Source organism: Pararhizobium mangrovi (assembly GCF_006516965.1).
GTDB lineage: Bacteria > Pseudomonadota > Alphaproteobacteria > Rhizobiales > Rhizobiaceae > Pararhizobium_B > Pararhizobium_B mangrovi.
Window position 1 is genome coordinate 1 of record NZ_VHLH01000016.1, and the last position, 16,227, is coordinate 16,227.

Genomic DNA, 16,227 nt, shown 5'->3' on the forward strand with positions numbered 1-16,227 from the left:
CATGGCGGGATAAACGACACCGTGCCCATCAGCCGCCTCGGTCTCGATCAGGACAACCTGTTGAGGCTCCACAGCTAGAGCCTTTCAGGTTCATACGGAAGCGCTCTAGTCGGCTTCCTTCGCCGCCACCCGATATTCGCCGGTCACGGGATCGCGGACCAGCGTGCCGATCGCGCCGGTTTCGGTTTCCTTTTCCGCCCGGCGCACCGCACGGCTTACCCGCTCGGCCTCCTTGACGAAGCGCTGATAGCCGTACCAGGCGAGTGCGCCGAAGCCGGCGATGACCAGAAGCTGTGGCACCGGCGCCATCCTTCTCCAAAGCCCAGAACGCTACAATCCGTAGCGCGCCCATAATAGGCGCTCCTCGGCATAACCGGCAAGACCGTCCACGGCCCCCGATGCGATTTCCGCGCCGTTGAGACCGCCGGCGAAGACGCCGGGTGTCGGCCGGCGAAGCAGGCTGCGCTTGCGCGCGACGAGCTTGAGCTCGACGTTTTCCCCGTACCGCTCCTTGAGCACGGTGCGCATGTCGCCGAAACCGTCGACGAGACCGAGGTCCCGGCCCTTCGCGCCAGTCCAGAAGAGCCCGGTGAAGAGCTCGTCGTCATCGACCAGCTTGGCTCCGCGACGCTCCTTCACCATGTCGATGAAAATCGCGTGAATGTCGCCCTGCAACCGCAGCAGGTGGTCCACGTCCTCCTGCCGTTCCGGGCGGAACGGATCGAGCACGGCCTTGTTGCGCCCGGCGGTGTGCACACGGCGCTCGACGCCGATCTTCTCGATGAGGTCCTGGAAGCCAAAGCCGGCAGAGACGACGCCGATCGACCCGACGATCGAGGACGGATCGACGAAGATCTCGTCGCCGGCGATCGCGATCATGTAGCCGCCGGAAGCGGCGACGTCCTCGACGAACATCAGGACGCGCTTGTTCTTCTCCTTCGCCAGGTCGCGGATCCGCGCGAAGATCAGCCGGGACTGCACCGGCGAACCACCCGGCGAATTGACCGAGATCGCCACGGCCGGCGCATGCTTGTCGGCGAAGGCGCGGTTCAGGAGCGGGGCGACCGCGGCAAGGTTCAGGTTCTGCCGGAACTGGCTGCCACCCGCCATGATCGCGCCATGCAGGCGCACGACCGGAATGGCGACGCCCTCCTTGCGGAAGCGGCGGGGAAGGAGGGACTTGAGGGAGGCCATGGGCGGCTTTCGTGGCTGTGTGCGGGACGCGGCGAAGAATGATCTCGCATGTAAGAGGCGCCGGCCCAAACGCAATGGCTGCCGCCGGCGTCGCGATCGGTCATCGCCCGACGGCACGCCTCATCCGCGCCGCGGATAGGCCGCCCGGCCGTTGTTCAGCGCGTCGACGAAGGAGGTGAAGGCATGGTCCTCGCCCTCGTGGAGCACCAGCGGCGCGCGCATTCTGAGCCGCGCCCGGCTTCCACGGATGGCCGTGACGAGAATGCGGATCGCATCGGCCCCCTCGCGCGGGTACAGCGCGGTGCATTCCAGCCCGCCGAAGCGCCCGCCGCAGGCATCGACGATCGCCGCGATCGATTCCGGCCGTGCGATCAGGGAAAGCTGCGCGCCGGCCCGGGCGACGGCACCGGCGGTGCGGATCCACGCCTGGAAGAGGTCGCCGCTCATGGCGTGCGCGCGTGCCTTCAGGGCGTCGGGCGTGGGCCGGTCGAGGGCGTCGTTGAAGGGCGGGTTCATGATGACGTGATCGTAGGCCGAATCGGCGAGTCCGGCAGCAAGGCGCGCCTGGCCACGCAGGGTGACGTCGGCGCGCAGCACGCTTGCGCGGGCGGCCAGTTCGCCATTTTCGGCAAGCGCGAGCGTGCGGCGCGCGCATTCGACCATCTCGCTGTCATACTCGACGAGCGTGGCTCGCATATCCGCGAGGCGCGACACCGCGGCGAGGCCGGCAGCCCCCGTTCCGGCGCCGAAATCGGCGAGCTGCCCCCTCGCGCCGTCGGGCACGAGGGCGGCGAGAAGCATGGCATCGATCCCCGCACGATGTCCCCTGCCGCGTGGCTGGACGAGATGGAAGGCGCCGCGATGGAAGGCGTCGACCGTGTAATCGGCCGGCTGCGGCCCGGCGTTCACGCGCGGGGCGGGCGCAGCTCGTCGCCGACGCCGGCGTCCTTCAGGATGCGCCGCGCCTGCTGCTCGCCGTCCTCGCTCACCATCACGCGCCGCGGCAGGACGCCGAGCGAGCCTTCGACGACGCTCGTGTTGCGATCGGCGACGAAGTATTCGATGCCGGCTTCCTTCAGAAGGCTTTCCACGAAGGAGATCAGAACGGCGTCGTTGGTGCGGATCAGTTCGTGCATCGGTCCCGTCGTTCCTCGTTTGACAAGTCGCGTCGCGCCGGTTCGCCGCGCCATGGCGGTCGGATTGCCCTTGCCGCGCGTCGGAGGCCTATCTATTCTGTTTGCAAGGGTTTGAACAGGAGGTGCCGGGTTTGGGTGTCGTCGTCCCGCTAGAGGAAGAAGTGAATCGGCCCGCCTCGATCGGGCCGCTGGTCGAGCTGACGGGGCCCGACATGGAGCGGGTCAACCGGATGATCCTCGATCGTGCGGGCTCGGACGTCGAGATGATTCCCGAGGTCGCCAACCATCTGATCTCGTCGGGCGGCAAGCGCCTGCGGCCGATGCTCACCCTCGCCTCGGCCGCCATGTTCGGCTACGGCGGCGAGCATCACGTCCGGCTCGCCACCAGCGTCGAGTTCATGCACACCGCGACGCTGCTGCACGACGACGTGGTCGACGAGAGCGATCTGCGGCGCGGCAGGTCGACCGCGCGCACCGTGTGGGGCAACCAGGCGAGCGTGCTCGTCGGCGACTTCCTGCTCGGCCAGGCCTTTCGCATGATGGTCGACGCCGGTTCGATGGATGCGCTCGGCGTCCTTTCCAACGCCGCCGCCGTCATCGCCGAGGGCGAAGTGCTGCAACTGTCCGTCGCCAAGAACATGGAGACGACGGAGGACGACTACCTGGCCGTCATCCGGGCCAAGACGGCCGCACTCTTCTCGGCCGCCGCCGAGGTCGGGCCGATCATCGCCGGTGCCAGCCGTGCCGAACGCAACGCGCTGAAATCCTACGGCATCAATCTCGGCCTCGCCTTCCAGCTCGTCGACGACGCGCTCGACTACGGCGGCTCGCAGCAGGACCTCGGCAAGAACACCGGCGACGATTTCCGCGAGGGCAAGATCACCCTGCCGATCGTGCTCGCCTACCGCCGCGGCAGCGAGGACGAACGCGCCTTCTGGAAGTCGGCGATGGAAGACGGGCTGAACGACGAGGCAGCGCTCGAAAGGGCAAACGCCCTCATCGCCAGGCACGACAGCCTGGCCGACACGATCGCGCGGGCCCGCCACTACGGCGACATCGCGCGCGATGCGCTCGCGCCCCTGCCCGGTTCCGACTACAAGTCCGCCATGCTGGAAGTCATCGATTTCTGCATTGCCCGCGTTACCTGATGCCGCGACCGTCTCGCCGGCCACTCCGCCGCCTGCAACACCCATATCGGTACGTGCTTAAAAAACGCCATCTTGATGCTGCACACGCGGCACTTCATGCCGACCGCCGAAGCGGCGCGAGACGAAAGGCCATCGCCATGACACGAAGCTATCTGCGTCCCGTTCTCGCCCGCGCCTCGCTGATGGCGCTTGCCGGAACGCTGGCATTCTTGCCTGCCGTCGAGGGCCACGCGAAGGGCGAGAAGGACGCCGGATTTTCCGCCGCGCACGTGGATTCCTTCGCTGGCGCGTTTCTCGCCGGGCGTATCGCCGATGCCGACGACGACGCCGATTCGGCGATCGCGTTCTACCGCCGCGCGCTCGATTTCGATCCCGGCGACCGCCAGATCCAGCAGCGCCTGATGATCGCGCTGTTTACCGACGGGCGTTTCGCGGACGGCATGAAGCTTGCCGATACGCTCAAGGACGACAGCGACGTCGACCGGGTGACGACCATCGCGCGCGGCGTCGCCGCCATGCGCGACAAGCGGTTCGGCGAGGCCGCAAAGATCCTGCAATACAACGGCGACAACGATCTCGACCGGCTGATGAACGGTCTGCTCATCGCCTGGGCTCAGTACGGCGAGGGCAATACCGACAGCGCCCTGAAGCGGATCGACGCCATCGACGGGCCGGAATGGTTCGCCATCTTCAAGAACTACAGCGCCGGCCTGATGGACGAGGCCGCGGGCCGCATCGGCGACGCCCGCAAGCGCCTGCGCGCGGCGATCACCGACAAGACCGGCGCGAGCACCGCGCCGGACACCTTCATGCGCGCCGTCATCGCGCTTGCCCAGATGGAGGCCCACCAGGGCAACAAGACGGCCGCGCGCGACGCGGTCGCGACAGGCGAGCGGCTTTCGCCCGGCTACCCGCCACTCGACGCCGTGCGCCAGGCGATCGACAAGGGCACCGTCGGCGAGCGTTCCGTCAAGACCGCGAACCAGGGTGCGGCGACCGTGCTCTTTTCCGTCGGCAGCGCACTGAGCGGCCAGGGCGCAGACGAGGTGGTCGCGCTCTACCTGCGCTTTTCCCAGGCGCTCGACCCCGACAATCCGGCCACCCGCGTCATGCTTGGCGGCCTTGCAGAGCAGCAGGGCCAGACCGAAAAGGCGATCACCATCTACGAGGGCATTCCCGCCAATTCGCCGATGCGCCGGTTGTCGGAGCTGCAGCGCGGCCTCGATCTCGCCCGTCTCGATCGCACGCAGGACGCCGTCAAGCAGCTCAAGCAGCTGATCGCCGAGGATCCAAGCGACATGCGCGCCTATCTCGCGCTCGGCAGCGTCTATTCGAGCGCGGAAAACTATCAGGCGATGGCCGACCTCTACGACCAGGCCGTCAAGGCTCTCGGTTCGGTGCCCGACAAGGCGAACTGGGACATCTACTACCAGCGTGGAATCGCCTACGAGCGTCTGAAGCAGTGGGACAAGGCCGAGCCGTCCTTCAAGAAGGCGCTCGACCTTTCGCCGGACCAGCCGCAGGTGCTGAACTATCTCGGCTATTCCTGGATCGACCGGAACACGCACCTCGAAGACGGGCTCGAGATGGTCAAGAAGGCCGTCTCGCTTCGCCCGAACGACGGATACATCGTCGATTCGCTCGGCTGGGCCTATTACAAGCTCGGACGCTTCGACAAGGCGGTGGACGAACTCGAGCACGCGGTCGAGCTCAAGCCGGAGGACGCGACGATCAACGCCCATCTCGGCGACGCCTACTGGCAGGCCGGTCGGCGCATCGAGGCGCGCTACCAGTGGCAGCACGCCATCACCTTCGGGGCGGAGAAGGACGAAGTGGCCGAGCTGAAGGAGAAGCTTCAGAGCGGGCTGCCGGCCCCCGTCGACGGGCGCCCGGTCAGCGCCGAGAGCGAGAAGCCGGCAAAGACACCGGACGCGCCGGCCAAGAGCGGCGAGGATCGCAAGAGCGGCCTCCTCCTGCCCGATGCCCGGCACCGGTACGCGGCGGCGCTTTTCGAGCGTCCGGGCGCATCCGGCCGGCCCGATCGAAGCTGACCCCGGCATGGCGCATGAATGAGCAGGCAGGCGGCGCCAGAAACGAACGCGGGAGCGGGCCGCGCATCGCCGGCGGGCGTCGATCCGCTCGTTAGGGCCGTCGTCGAGCGGGCGCCGGCAAAGATCAATCTCGCACTCCACGTCACCGGCCGCAGGGCGGATGGGCGGCATTCGCTCGAAAGCCTCGTCACCTTCGCCAACGTCGTCGATCGTGTCCACGTCGTCGCGGCCGAGCGCGATCGTTTCGAGCTTTGCGGCCCCTATGCGAGCGCGCTGGCGAACGATCCAGGCAATCTGGTACTCGCCGCACGGGATCGTTTGCGCGAGGCGCTGCGCACCCTCGACCAGCCGGCGCCGCCGGTCGCGATCACGCTCGAAAAGAACCTGCCCGTGGCAAGCGGCATCGGTGGCGGCTCGGCCGATGCGGCCGCCACACTGAGGGCGCTCGCCCGTTCGTGGTCGGTGCACATGAGCGATGCGGAGATGGCCGACATCGCCGCCGGGCTCGGCGCGGACGTGCCGATGTGCCTGGCGACGCGGCCGCTCGTCGCAACCGGTGTCGGCGAGCGCATCCGCATCCTTTCCGAATTTCCCTCCTTCGACATGGTGCTCGTAACCCCCGACCGGCCCGTTTCCACCGCCGAAATCTTCTCGAACCTCGACCGGCGCGAGAATGCCGGGCTGACGCTGCCGCCGCGTTGGAGCGCATTCACGAACAACTGCGCGATCCTCGCCGCCATGCGCAACGACCTCGAAGCGACGGCGGCCGACGCCGAACCGGCGATCGGCGAGGCGCGCAGCGACCTGACCGACGCCGGCGCGCGGCTTGCGCGCATGTCGGGGTCCGGCGCGACGTGTTTCGGCCTCTTCACGGATGCGGCAACGGCACAGGCCGCCGCCCTTTCCATTCGCAGGCGCCGCCCGGGCTGGTTCGTGGCCGACTGCCGCAGCGTCTACGCCAACGCCAGAGGATTGCCATGAGCGAACGCCCCTTCATTCCCGTCGGCATCGCCGTCGTGACCGTTTCGGACACGCGCAGCGCCGAGGACGACCGGTCCGGCGACACGCTCGCCGAGCGCATCGAGGCTGCCGGCCATCACCTCGTCGCGCGCAAGATCGTCCGCGACGACCCCGAAGAGATCGCGCGCTCGGTGCGCGAGCTGACGCGAACGTCCGAGATCGACGTCGTGATCACGACGGGCGGCACCGGCTTTACCGGCCACGACGTCACGCCCGAGGCGATCGAACCGCTCTTCGACAAGCGCATGGACGGCTTTTCCGCCATCTTCCATCGGATCTCCTACGACAAGATCGGTACCTCGACGATTCAGTCCCGGGCGACCGCGGGCCTGGCGCAGGGCACTTTCGTCTTCGTGCTGCCCGGCTCGCCCGGTGCCTGCCGCGATGCCTGGGACGGCATCCTCGAAGCACAGTTCGACTACCGCCACCGCCCCTGCAACTTCGTCGAGATCATGCCGCGCCTCGACGAACACCTGCGCCGCAAGCCGAACCCGGCCTAGGGCCTTTCAGGTTTGTACGGGAGCGCTCTAACCGGTGCGCTTCAAGCGGCCGGATGCATGCCCGCAGCAAGGGTGATCGGTCTTACGCCGCGCACTGCACGCTTAAGGCCATCGGATCCCGGCCGCACGGCGCTCTTCGGGATCAGCATGCCGCCGCGCAACGGTCTCGATCGCAAACGCAGCTTCGCAAACGGGCCGCGTTCGTCGGACGGTTTCAGCCGCGCCGGGCGCGTGCTCGACGCCATATGCGCATCGAAAGCCTCGATCCAGCCCGCCAACGGGCAGGCACCCGTTTCCAGGATGAACAGCCAATCGGAACGTGCCGCCGCGATCGTACCGGCCATCGCGACTGCGGGTATGAAGCGGCAGCCCGCCGCATCCGCCACCTTCGCGGATCCGTCGCCCGAACCGTGATCGAAGACGATCGCTTCGCGAACCAGCCCCTCCACGGCACCGGGCACGAGTGCGCCAAGCGATCGTGCGAGCGCCGCCTCCTGATCGCGGCATTCCATGAGTACGGTAATCATGGCCGACGCCTACCGTATCGCCCGCCTACGCGCCAGCCGTCAATTGTTCTTGCTTTGTTCTCATCGCCGTTCTATGTCTTCGGTATCGATGATCTCGTTCGAACACTGGCGAGGGAACGCTGGCATGGCCGACCATATGGATATCGCGCGCGGTCCGCTTTCGCCGGACCATCGCCACGACATGGCCGATGCGCTCATGGAGAGCGGCGGTCTTCGCGTACGGCAAGGGCGCCGACGTGGACGCGGGGCCGGTATCAATCCGACCGGACGCTTCGAAAGGCAGGTCCGGCACGTCTTCGACGACGGCTGGGCGTCGATCGAGGAATTGCCGCCGTTCAAGACCGAGGTGCAGGTCGAGAAGCCGCGCGCCATCATCACCCGCAACGCTTCGCCGGACATTTCCTTCGATCGCTCGATCAATCCGTATCGCGGCTGCGAGCATGGCTGCGTCTACTGCTTCGCGCGGCCGACCCACAGCTATATGGGCCTTTCCGCCGGGCTCGATTTCGAGGCGAAGCTCTTCGCCAAGCCGGACGCGGCGAGGCTTCTCGAGCGCGAGCTTGCCAAACCCGGCTACCAGCCACGTTCGATCGCCATCGGAACGAACACCGACCCCTATCAGCCGATCGAGAAGGAATGGCGCATCATGCGCTCCGTTCTCGAAGTGCTCGACAAGGCGAATCATCCCGTCGGCATCGTCACGAAATCCGCGCTCGTCATGCGCGACATCGACATCCTCGCCTCGATGGCCGAACGCGGCCTTGCCCGTGTCGCGCTGTCGGTGACGACGCTCGATCGCAAGCTCGCCCGCTCCATGGAACCGCGCGCTGCCACACCGTCGCGCAGGCTGGAAGCGATCCGGGCACTCAGCGATGCGGGCATTCCGACCGGCGTCATGGCGGCTCCCGTCATTCCCGGCCTGAACGATCACGAGATCGAGCGCATCCTCGATTCGGCAGCCGCCGCCGGGGCGGAGCAGGCCGGCTACGTGCTCCTGCGCCTGCCGCACGAAGTCAGCCCGCTCTTTCGCGACTGGCTGCTGCGCGACCATCCCGACCGCTACCGCCACGTCATGTCGCTGGTGCGCTCCATGCGCGACGGCAAGGACTACGACGCGGAGTTCGGCAAGCGCATGCGCGGCGCCGGCCCCTATGCCTGGCAGATCGGCCGTCGTTTCCAGATGGCCGCCAAGCGGCTTGGCCTCGACGGAAAGCTGATGCCGCTTCGCACCGACCTCTTCACTCCGCCGACGGTCGGCGGCACGCAACTCAGCCTGCTTTGAGACATGCATGCTCGAAGGATACGGGACGCATGGCCGCGCATCCTCTCGAACCGGAGATGGACGGAACTACCCCCGCGCAGGATCGTTTGCCTTGAGTAAAGGGAGTCCAGATGATCAATCGCTCGTATCTGCTTCATCTTCGTCGCCGCCTATCCACTTTCGTCACACGCCAGCAAGCCGCTCGTTCCTCGGCGGCGATCGATGGTGGAATTACGCGTCAAAACGGCATGTCTCGTCAGAACGGCATCGGCTACGCCCGGCAGTCCGTCAATCGGCGCAGGGCGCACCGTCAGGCGGTCGACGTCGGCAGCATGTTCAAGACGATGTTCCGCTAGGCATCGCCTCGGCAGAATTCCCGGGTGGACACACCCACGCATTGATCGTCGCCTGCCGACCTTCATCGGCCGATCGACGGCGATTTCCATTTGACGCCGCCGGAGGACCCGATGCCATCACTCGCCATTCCCGATCTTGCCGGCAAGACCGTGCTCATTACCGGTGCCTCGACGGGTATCGGTGCAGCGCTCGCGCGTGCATTCGCAGCTCAAGGCGCGCGCGTCGGCCTGCATTACAATGCAAGCGTCGATGAAGCGCGCAAACTGGCCGAGGAGATCGAGGCCGACGGTGGCACGGTCAAGCTCGTCCAGGGCGACGTCACGTCGTCTGAAACCCTGAAGGGGATCGTCGACGAGATAGCGGATCATTTCGGCGGCCTGGACGGGCTGATCAACAATGCCGGCGGCATGGTCGATCGTGTCGATTACGCCGACATGACCGACGCATTCTACGACAAGGTCATGGACCTGAACGCGCGTTCGGTCGTTACCGCCTCCAATGCGGCGATCCCGTATCTGAAGAAGAACGGCGGCTTCATCGTCAACACGACGTCGATCGCCGCGCGCAACGGCGCCAGCGGCGGTTCCGGGCTCTACGGATCGTCGAAGGCCTTCGTCTCGAACGTGACGCGCGGAATGGCGAAGGAACTCATTCCCTTCGGCATTCGCGTGAACGGCGTGGCGCCCGGCGTCATCCTGACGCCCTTCCACGAGCGGTATTCCACTGAACAGCAGCTCAAGACGGCGCTCGCCGGCATACCGCAGGGGCGCTGGGGAACGGCGGAGGACTGTGTCGGCGCCTACCTCTTTCTCGCCTCCGAAGCCCTTTCCGGCTACGTGATCGGCCAGATCCTCGAGGTGAACGGCGGCCAGCTGATGCCGTAGGCCGATCGTCCCATCCCGCTACTCGACGCTCGGCCGGCCGATTCCCTCGTCGTAATTGCGCACATCGCGCAGGATCCACGCATTCTCGAGCGAACCCCCGCCGTGACCATGCAGGACGTTGATCTCGCCGGTGCCTTCCATGACGACTGCCTCGACCCTCTTCGGATCGACGACGTTCGCCTTTCGCAGATGGGTCCTCAGATCGTCCTCGGTGACCCGGGCGAGATCCATGTTGACGTGATAGACGACGCCTCCGCGTCCCATGAGCTGGATCGGCGCGTTGTCGGTGATGTGCGAAACGCCGCGATAGTGCCGGCGCAGGCGCGAGAGCACGAGTTGAAGGCCGTAGAGCGAGACCATCGCGACGACGCCCTGCAGGAGCGGCGGATTGCGCGTGGCGATGCTCGTTGCCAGCAGCGAGCCGACCGCGATGGTTACGGCGACGTCGAACGCGGACATTTCCGCAAAGCTGCGCACGCCGGAAAGCCGCGCCAGCGCAAGGATGGTGCAGTACATGCCGACCGTGGAGATCACGACCCATGCGAGGTCCGACCATGCGGCGGGAAGAAACCACTCGGTTGCCATTCGGTCTCCGCGAGAGCGAGGGGAAAGACGATGCGCGAACGCTCTAACGGTCCGAGGACGGCACGTCGATGCCGCACCCATATTTAACAAAATTGTAAGACACGCTCGATCGGCCGACGTATAAAATTGGCGCGAATACGAAGGGAGTACGTCATGGAAACCGCCCAAATGAAAATGCTCTGCAACCGATGCGATGTCGCGTTGCAGATCGACCACCAGGAAAAGGACGACACGATGCGCGTCCACTGTCCGGTCTGCGGCGCCGATTTCGGTCCTTGGCAGAACGTGCGCCACCGCATGGCGACAAAGGTCGACGAGCCCTATCGCGACCGGGATAGCTGGCGGTCCGTTCCGGAATAACGACCGGCAAGAACGACCCGAAGGCCCCGGCGAGCGAGGCCTTCGCCGATCCATGCATCCCCGCTGGATCCATACGGAACGAGATGGTAAGTCCGGCGGATATCACTTCGCCCCGGCGCCGACTTCCGCTTTCGCGAAAATTTTCCGCGACGAAATAAGGGCTTCGCCCGCCCTACGTTCCCGACATTGCCGCCAGTTCGCGCGCCGCGTCGTCGAACGACGCATAGTTCAGGCTGTAGAGCTTGGCGTACATGCCGTTAAGCCGCATCAGTTCGCCATGCGTGCCCGTCTCGACCACCTCGCCCTCGCGCAGCACGATGATGCGATCGGCACCGCGGATCGTCGCCAGCCGGTGGGCGATGACGAGACCCGTCCGGCCTTCGAGGAGCCGTTCGAGCGCCTTCTGGATCTGCAGTTCGGTGTAACTGTCGATGTTCGCCGTCGCCTCGTCGAGCACGAGCAGTTTCGAATCGGCGATCAGGGCTCGCGCGAAGCTCAGAAGCTGGCGCTGTCCGAGCGAAAGCGAGCCGCCGCCCTGCGAAAGCTGCGTGTCGTACCCGTCCGGAAGCGCCATGACGAAATCGTGCGCGCCGACGGCCTCGCAGGCGCGCCGCACCTCTTCGCGTGTCGCGGCATCGTTGTTGTAGCGCACGTTTTCGAAGACCGTTCCGGTGAAGAGGAACGGCTCCTGCAGCACCATCGCCACCTGCCGGCCGAGCGATTCCTGCGTGAGGTCGCGAACGTCGTGGCCGCCAACGCGCACCGTGCCGTGCTGCACATCGTAAAAGCGGTGGACGAGCGCCATGGCGGACGACTTGCCCGAGCCCGTCGGGCCGACGAGGGCGACCGTTTCCCCAGGGTTCACGCGGAAGCTGACGTTCTTCAGGACCGGCCGCTTCGGATCGTAGCCGAAGGTGACGTTCTCGAAATCGACCGAGCCGTCGTTGTCAGCCGGCAGCACCTTCGCGTCCGGCTTGTCAGTGACGCTCACCGGCACATCCATGACCTCGAGGATGCGCTGGCCGGAAGCCATGGCGCGCTGCATGACGGAATATTGCAGCGTCAGCGAGCGGATGGGATCGAAGAAGCGCTGGATGTAGAAGATGAACGCGACCATCACGCCGACGTCGAGCGTGCCGGTGGTGATCATCGTGCCGCCGCCGACGATGACGACGGCCATGGCGATGCCCGTCAGCGTGTCGACGACCGGCACCATGAGCTGGGCGTAGCGCGCCGACTTCAGGTGCGTTTCGAGATTGTAGCGTGCCTTGTCGTCGTAGAGCGTGGCGTTGACGCGCTGGCGGTCCATGCCCTGCACCGCCCGGACGCCGTTGATCGCCTCGGCGAGCGCGCCGTTGGTGATCGAGTTCGCCTCGTGCGCGGCCATGAAGGCGACCCGCGCGCGCGGCAGCCAGACGATGCGCACGACGAAGAGAACGGGGATGACGACGAGCGTCAGAAGGCCGAGCCATACGTTCAGCGCGAGCATGACGCAGACGATGCCGATCAGAAGCACGATGTCGCCGATCGAAAGCACCGAGTTTTCCAGGAACTCCTGCATGGAGGAGACATCGCCCTGCAGGCGCGACATCAGCCGGCCGACCTCGGTCTTGTCCATGAACGAAAGCGAGATGTGCTGCAGATGCTCGAACATCGCCCGGCGCAGGTCGAACAGCATGTTCTCCGCCGCGCGCCCGACGACGTTTTCCTGCACGTAGCTGGCGGCGAAATTGATCAGGATGACGATCGCGAACGCGACACCGGCCCAGGCGAGCGCGCCGGGATGGGGATCGCCTGCGGCCATGCCGGTGTCGATCGCATAGCGGATGACGAGCGGCAGGGCGAGCTGCGTCGCGGTGAAGACGAGCACGGCGGCAATGGAGATGAAGACCAGCTTCCGGTAGGGGCTGACATAGCTCCACAGCCGCTTGACCACGTTGCCGTCGAACATGCGGCCGAAGACTTCTTCCCGGTCGACATGGGAACCGACGGTCGCTCGCGGCGGTCGCTTGCCGGCCGCGCGCAGCGCCTCAGCCCTGTCGAACGGCGTGTCGCTCGTTCTCGACATCCCTATCGTCCTTCGTGTCTTCCAGATCGGCGTCGTCGGGCTGTCCCTGCAGGTCGCTCAGCGCCTTGTAGCGCCCGCCAAGTGCGATCAGTTCGTCATGCGTGCCGCGCTCGACGACTTCGCCATCCTCAAGGAAGAGGATCTCGTCGGCATGCTTCAGCGAGGAAAGGCGATGGGCGATGATCAGCGTCACGCTGTCCCCGGCCACTTCGCGCATTTCGGCGCGGATGCGCTGTTCGGTCGCCGCGTCGATGGCCGCCGTCGAATCGTCGAAGACGATGAAGGGCGGCTTCAGCATCAGGATGCGGGCGATCGAGAGGCGCTGGCGCTGACCGCCGGAAAGCGAGACGCCGCGCTCGCCGACGAGGGTCGAATAGCCCTGCGGCAGATTCTTGATATAGGTGTGGAGCTGTGCGGACTCGCTCGCCCGCTCGATCGTCGCACCTTCGGCCCACGGGTCACCATAGGCGATGTTGTTCTCGATCGTCGTGGTGAAGAGGAAGGAATCCTGCTGGACCACGCCGACGGCCCGGCGCAGCGAAGCGAGCGCGACGGAGCGGATATCCCGTCCGTCGATGCGGATCGAGCCGCCGGTCACGTCGTAGAAGCGCGGCAGGAGGCTCGCGACCGAAGTCTTGCCGCTGCCCGGCGGGCCGACGATGCCGATCGTCTGGCCGCGGTGCGCGGTGAAGCTGATGCCTTTCAGCACCGGCTTGTCGGGTGCTGCGGGATAGGCGAAATCGACGGCCTCGAACTCAAGCGTACCGTCACCGACGGCAAGCTCCGGCGCATCCCCGGCCTCGCCGATCTCGTCGTTCAGGTCGAGCACCTCGAAGAGGCGCGCACCGCAGGTCGAGGCGCGGGCGAAGGAGTTCACCATCATGCCGAGCTGACGCACGGGCAGCTGCAGAATGGTCATGAACGCCAGGAACGACGTCAGCGTGCCGACCGTGATCTCGCCGGCGATTACCTTCTGCCCGCCGACCAGAAGCACGAGCCCCATGGCGATGAAGAACGAGAAGGTCATCATGCTCGTATTGCGCACGCGGATGCCGATGCGCTCGTATTGCAGGCCGAGCGTATGCTGCGAGAGCTTGTCGAACTTCGCCATCTCGTGGCGCTGCGCGGCGAAGGCACGCACGACGCGGATGCCGCTCAGATTCTCGTCCATTGCCCGGGTAAGCACGCCGAGCCATTCCTGCAGCGTAAGCCAGGCGGCGCGCAGCTTCAGCCGCGCAGCGGAGGAGCGCCACGCGACGAAGGGCACGAAGCTCAGCGCCAGGAGCCCGAGCACGAAATTCGTGGTGAGCAGCAGAAAGGCGCCGATGCCGATCATCATCGCCAGGAAGGCCGCACGCACGAAGCCGGTCGAGAAGAACATGCGCACGCCTTCCAGATCGAGCATGCCGACGGTAATGAGGTCGCCGGAATGCACCTGATCGTGGAAGGAGAAGCTCAGACGCTGGATCTTCTCGTAATAGGAAAGCCGCAGGCGATAGGCCACATGGTGGCCGACGGCCTCGGCGAAATAGTTCTGCACCATGGTGAAGCCGCCGCGCAGCACGCTGACGACGAGAAGCAGCGCCGCCGTCACCCAGAGCGAGGCACGCGTGACCCCGCCCCCGTCGACGATCGCCTGCGTCTGGTCCACGGCGTGACCGAGCAGCTTCGGGATCATCAGCTGCAGGATCGCGGCGACCATGGCGCCACCGATCGCAAAGGTGACCTGCCACGGATGCTCGAAGGTCAGCCGTAGGATGCGTGCGATGACGCCGAACCCTTCGCGCCAGCTGTCGGGCGTCGCCGCGCGAGGCGAGTTGAGTTTCAGCGCGTCGCTTCGAGCTTCGCCGCTCACCGGAATGATCCTGTCGCTGGAAATGCCGAACGCCGCCTGAAACGACAGGCGCGACTCGAACGTGAAGATGACGTGATGCTCATGGCTTAAAGGACCCGGCCGCTCGCGGCAAGGTCTCCTGCGTCTATTTGCGGTCCGATGTGGCTGTCACGGCACCGTCCTTCGCCGACGGGGTGATATCGACGGACGCCGTGCGCCCGGCGACGAGGCGTCCGTCCTTCGGCGCGTCGTCGAGGGCAATGCGGACGGGAATACGCTGCGCGAGGCGCACCCAGGTAAAGCTCGGATCGACGTTCGGCAGGAGATCGGCGTTGGTGGTCCGGTTGGAATCGGTGATGGCTGCCGAAACCCCTGCGACATGCCCCTTCAACACCGTATCGTCCCCCATCATCGTGATGGTCGCCGGATCGCCGACGTCGATCTTGGCGAGCTTCGTTTCCTCGAAATAGCCCATCACGTAAAAGGAATCGGCGTCGACGACCGCCATGGAAGGCTTGCCGGCGGTAACGTAGTCGCCCGTCTTCAGGGAGAGGTTCGTCACCCTTCCGTTGACCGGCGAATGAACCGTCGTGCGGTGCAGGTTGAGTTCGGCGAGGTCGAGGGCGGCCTTCGCCTGCTCGTAGGCGGCTTCCGCCTTGGTTTCGTCGGTCGCCGCCTGCTCGTGCTGCTGGATCGACGCGACGTTGTCGCCGAGCTTGTCGAAGCGGTCGGCGTCGCGTCTCGCCTGGTCGAGCGTCGCCTTCGCGGTCTTCAGGGCGGCCTTCGCCTGATCGACGGCGATCGAATAGCGCGCGGGATCGAGCTTGAAGAGCGTCTGGCCCTTCTTCACCGTCGCATCGTCCGAAACGGCGACGTTCACGACATGGCCGGCGACGTCCGGCGCGATAGCGACGACGTCGGCGCTGACGCGCGCGTCCCGGGTGCGCGGCTCCTCCTCGTAGTAGATCCACAGGTTCCATACGACGAGGCCGGCCACCACGACGACGACCGCCGTCACGAGAAAGCGTACGATGGTCTTGAAGATCATGATTCAGATTCCGGTTTTCGCGTGGAGCGCCCGAATGACGGGCAGCGCCTGCGCGCCGTTGTTGACGATGAGAAAGACCACGCCGATGGCGACGACGAAGAGCGCCACGTCGAAGAGCGACGGATGCCAGACGAGCCGGTAGAAGCCGACAGCCACGAGCACGCGGCGCACGACCATGGTGAGCGCGGCCGCACAGACCGCGAAGACGAGAAGCGCCGGCACGAAGACGCCGTAGATATCGAACTCGGCCATGA

At 66.0% G+C, this 16,227-nt stretch carries 17 protein-coding genes; 7 read left to right on the top strand and 10 right to left on the bottom strand.

Features of this window, described 5'->3' with window-relative positions; translation table 11 throughout:
* Positions 1–105: 105 nt before the first annotated feature.
* The 4 genes from FJU11_RS09700 to FJU11_RS09715 all read right to left on the bottom strand — a co-directional run bounded on the left by FJU11_RS09700 (position 106) and on the right by FJU11_RS09715 (position 2,330).
* Positions 106–300 carry a hypothetical protein gene (locus FJU11_RS09700; protein ID WP_141166854.1) on the bottom strand — a complete coding sequence of 65 codons (195 nt, stop codon included), beginning with the start codon at positions 298–300 and terminating at the stop codon, positions 106–108.
* 30 nt (positions 301–330) lie between these two features.
* Positions 331–1,194: a S49 family peptidase gene (locus FJU11_RS09705; RefSeq protein WP_141166855.1), complete on the bottom strand. Its 864-nt coding sequence runs from the start codon at positions 1,192–1,194 to the stop codon at positions 331–333.
* A 120-nt stretch (positions 1,195–1,314) separates the two neighbouring features.
* Positions 1,315–2,103 carry a tRNA1(Val) (adenine(37)-N6)-methyltransferase gene (locus FJU11_RS09710; RefSeq protein ID WP_235890972.1) on the bottom strand — a complete coding sequence of 263 codons (789 nt, stop codon included), beginning with the start codon at positions 2,101–2,103 and terminating at the stop codon, positions 1,315–1,317.
* Positions 2,100–2,330: a putative signal transducing protein gene (locus tag FJU11_RS09715; protein WP_141166856.1), complete on the bottom strand. Its 231-nt coding sequence runs from the start codon at positions 2,328–2,330 to the stop codon at positions 2,100–2,102. The genes FJU11_RS09710 and FJU11_RS09715 overlap by 4 nt, the downstream gene beginning before the upstream one ends.
* Before the next feature lie 131 nt (positions 2,331–2,461).
* Here FJU11_RS09715 and FJU11_RS09720 point away from each other — a divergent pair, with 131 nt between their 5' ends.
* The 4 genes from FJU11_RS09720 (at position 2,462) to moaB (ending at position 7,049) form a co-directional block, all read left to right on the top strand.
* Entirely contained in the window at positions 2,462–3,478 is a 1,017-nt protein-coding gene (locus tag FJU11_RS09720; protein ID WP_141166857.1) for a polyprenyl synthetase family protein, read from the top strand.
* Positions 3,479–3,615: 137 nt separating this feature from the next.
* A complete protein-coding gene (locus tag FJU11_RS09725) occupies positions 3,616–5,529 on the top strand; it encodes a tetratricopeptide repeat protein (RefSeq protein ID WP_141166858.1) in 1,914 nt (637 codons plus the stop codon).
* A gap of 18 nt (positions 5,530–5,547) precedes the next feature.
* Entirely contained in the window at positions 5,548–6,510 is a 963-nt protein-coding gene (locus FJU11_RS09730) for a 4-(cytidine 5'-diphospho)-2-C-methyl-D-erythritol kinase (protein ID WP_141166859.1), read from the top strand.
* Entirely contained in the window at positions 6,507–7,049 is a 543-nt protein-coding gene (moaB, locus tag FJU11_RS09735; protein WP_141166860.1) for a molybdenum cofactor biosynthesis protein B, read from the top strand. The genes FJU11_RS09730 and moaB overlap by 4 nt, the downstream gene beginning before the upstream one ends.
* A 41-nt stretch (positions 7,050–7,090) precedes the next feature.
* Here the strand turns inward: moaB and FJU11_RS09740 are convergent, their stop codons facing one another.
* A complete protein-coding gene (locus FJU11_RS09740; RefSeq protein ID WP_141166861.1) occupies positions 7,091–7,576 on the bottom strand; it encodes a glycosyltransferase family protein in 486 nt (161 codons plus the stop codon).
* Between the two features lie 124 nt (positions 7,577–7,700).
* Between FJU11_RS09740 and FJU11_RS09745 the strand changes: the two genes are divergently transcribed.
* Entirely contained in the window at positions 7,701–8,858 is a 1,158-nt protein-coding gene (locus FJU11_RS09745; RefSeq protein ID WP_141166862.1) for a PA0069 family radical SAM protein, read from the top strand.
* A gap of 446 nt (positions 8,859–9,304) precedes the next feature.
* Positions 9,305–10,078, top strand: coding sequence for an SDR family NAD(P)-dependent oxidoreductase (locus FJU11_RS09750; RefSeq protein ID WP_141166863.1), 774 nt, complete (start codon positions 9,305–9,307; stop codon positions 10,076–10,078).
* 18 nt (positions 10,079–10,096) lie between these two features.
* On the opposite strand, the gene FJU11_RS09755 is transcribed toward FJU11_RS09750, so the two are convergent.
* Positions 10,097–10,663, bottom strand: a complete 567-nt coding sequence (locus tag FJU11_RS09755; RefSeq protein ID WP_141166864.1) for a DUF421 domain-containing protein — start codon at positions 10,661–10,663, stop codon at positions 10,097–10,099.
* 168 nt (positions 10,664–10,831) lie between these two features.
* Between FJU11_RS09755 and FJU11_RS09760 the strand changes: the two genes are divergently transcribed.
* On the top strand, positions 10,832–11,023 hold the full coding sequence (locus FJU11_RS09760) for a hypothetical protein (protein ID WP_141166865.1): 192 nt from the start codon (positions 10,832–10,834) through the stop codon (positions 11,021–11,023).
* Positions 11,024–11,195: 172 nt separating this feature from the next.
* On the opposite strand, the gene FJU11_RS09765 is transcribed toward FJU11_RS09760, so the two are convergent.
* From FJU11_RS09765 to FJU11_RS09780, 4 genes are all read right to left on the bottom strand, one after another.
* On the bottom strand, positions 11,196–13,091 hold the full coding sequence (locus FJU11_RS09765; protein WP_141166866.1) for an ABC transporter ATP-binding protein: 1,896 nt from the start codon (positions 13,089–13,091) through the stop codon (positions 11,196–11,198).
* Positions 13,054–14,946: an ABC transporter ATP-binding protein gene (locus FJU11_RS09770; RefSeq protein ID WP_141166867.1), complete on the bottom strand. Its 1,893-nt coding sequence runs from the start codon at positions 14,944–14,946 to the stop codon at positions 13,054–13,056. Before FJU11_RS09770 ends, FJU11_RS09765 begins: the two co-directional genes overlap by 38 nt.
* 124 nt (positions 14,947–15,070) lie before the next feature.
* The gene (locus tag FJU11_RS09775; RefSeq protein ID WP_141166868.1) at positions 15,071–15,973 is read right to left on the bottom strand and encodes an efflux RND transporter periplasmic adaptor subunit; all 903 of its coding nucleotides are present in this window, start codon (positions 15,971–15,973) and stop codon (positions 15,071–15,073) included.
* A 3-nt stretch (positions 15,974–15,976) separates the two neighbouring features.
* Complete coding sequence (locus FJU11_RS09780) at positions 15,977–16,225, bottom strand: DUF1656 domain-containing protein (protein ID WP_141166869.1); 249 nt, start codon at positions 16,223–16,225, stop codon at positions 15,977–15,979.
* Positions 16,226–16,227 lie beyond the last annotated feature (2 nt).

What these genes read in the sequence shown, in the direction of transcription:
- FJU11_RS09750 (WP_141166863.1), top strand. Translation starts at nt 9,305, where the DNA reads ATGCCATCACTCGCCATTCCCGATCTTGCCGGCAAGACCGTGCTCATT.
- FJU11_RS09705 (WP_141166855.1), bottom strand. Translation starts at nt 1,194, where the DNA reads ATGGCCTCCCTCAAGTCCCTCCTTCCCCGCCGCTTCCGCAAGGAGGGC.
- FJU11_RS09755 (WP_141166864.1), bottom strand. Translation starts at nt 10,663, where the DNA reads ATGGCAACCGAGTGGTTTCTTCCCGCCGCATGGTCGGACCTCGCATGG.
- FJU11_RS09730 (WP_141166859.1), top strand. Translation starts at nt 5,548, where the DNA reads ATGAGCAGGCAGGCGGCGCCAGAAACGAACGCGGGAGCGGGCCGCGCA.
- FJU11_RS09780 (WP_141166869.1), bottom strand. Translation starts at nt 16,225, where the DNA reads ATGGCCGAGTTCGATATCTACGGCGTCTTCGTGCCGGCGCTTCTCGTC.
- FJU11_RS09740 (WP_141166861.1), bottom strand. Translation starts at nt 7,576, where the DNA reads ATGATTACCGTACTCATGGAATGCCGCGATCAGGAGGCGGCGCTCGCA.
- FJU11_RS09725 (WP_141166858.1), top strand. Translation starts at nt 3,616, where the DNA reads ATGACACGAAGCTATCTGCGTCCCGTTCTCGCCCGCGCCTCGCTGATG.
- FJU11_RS09760 (WP_141166865.1), top strand. Translation starts at nt 10,832, where the DNA reads ATGAAAATGCTCTGCAACCGATGCGATGTCGCGTTGCAGATCGACCAC.
- FJU11_RS09715 (WP_141166856.1), bottom strand. Translation starts at nt 2,330, where the DNA reads ATGCACGAACTGATCCGCACCAACGACGCCGTTCTGATCTCCTTCGTG.
- moaB (WP_141166860.1), top strand. Translation starts at nt 6,507, where the DNA reads ATGAGCGAACGCCCCTTCATTCCCGTCGGCATCGCCGTCGTGACCGTT.
- FJU11_RS09765 (WP_141166866.1), bottom strand. Translation starts at nt 13,091, where the DNA reads ATGTCGAGAACGAGCGACACGCCGTTCGACAGGGCTGAGGCGCTGCGC.
- FJU11_RS09775 (WP_141166868.1), bottom strand. Translation starts at nt 15,973, where the DNA reads ATGATCTTCAAGACCATCGTACGCTTTCTCGTGACGGCGGTCGTCGTC.
- FJU11_RS09745 (WP_141166862.1), top strand. Translation starts at nt 7,701, where the DNA reads ATGGCCGACCATATGGATATCGCGCGCGGTCCGCTTTCGCCGGACCAT.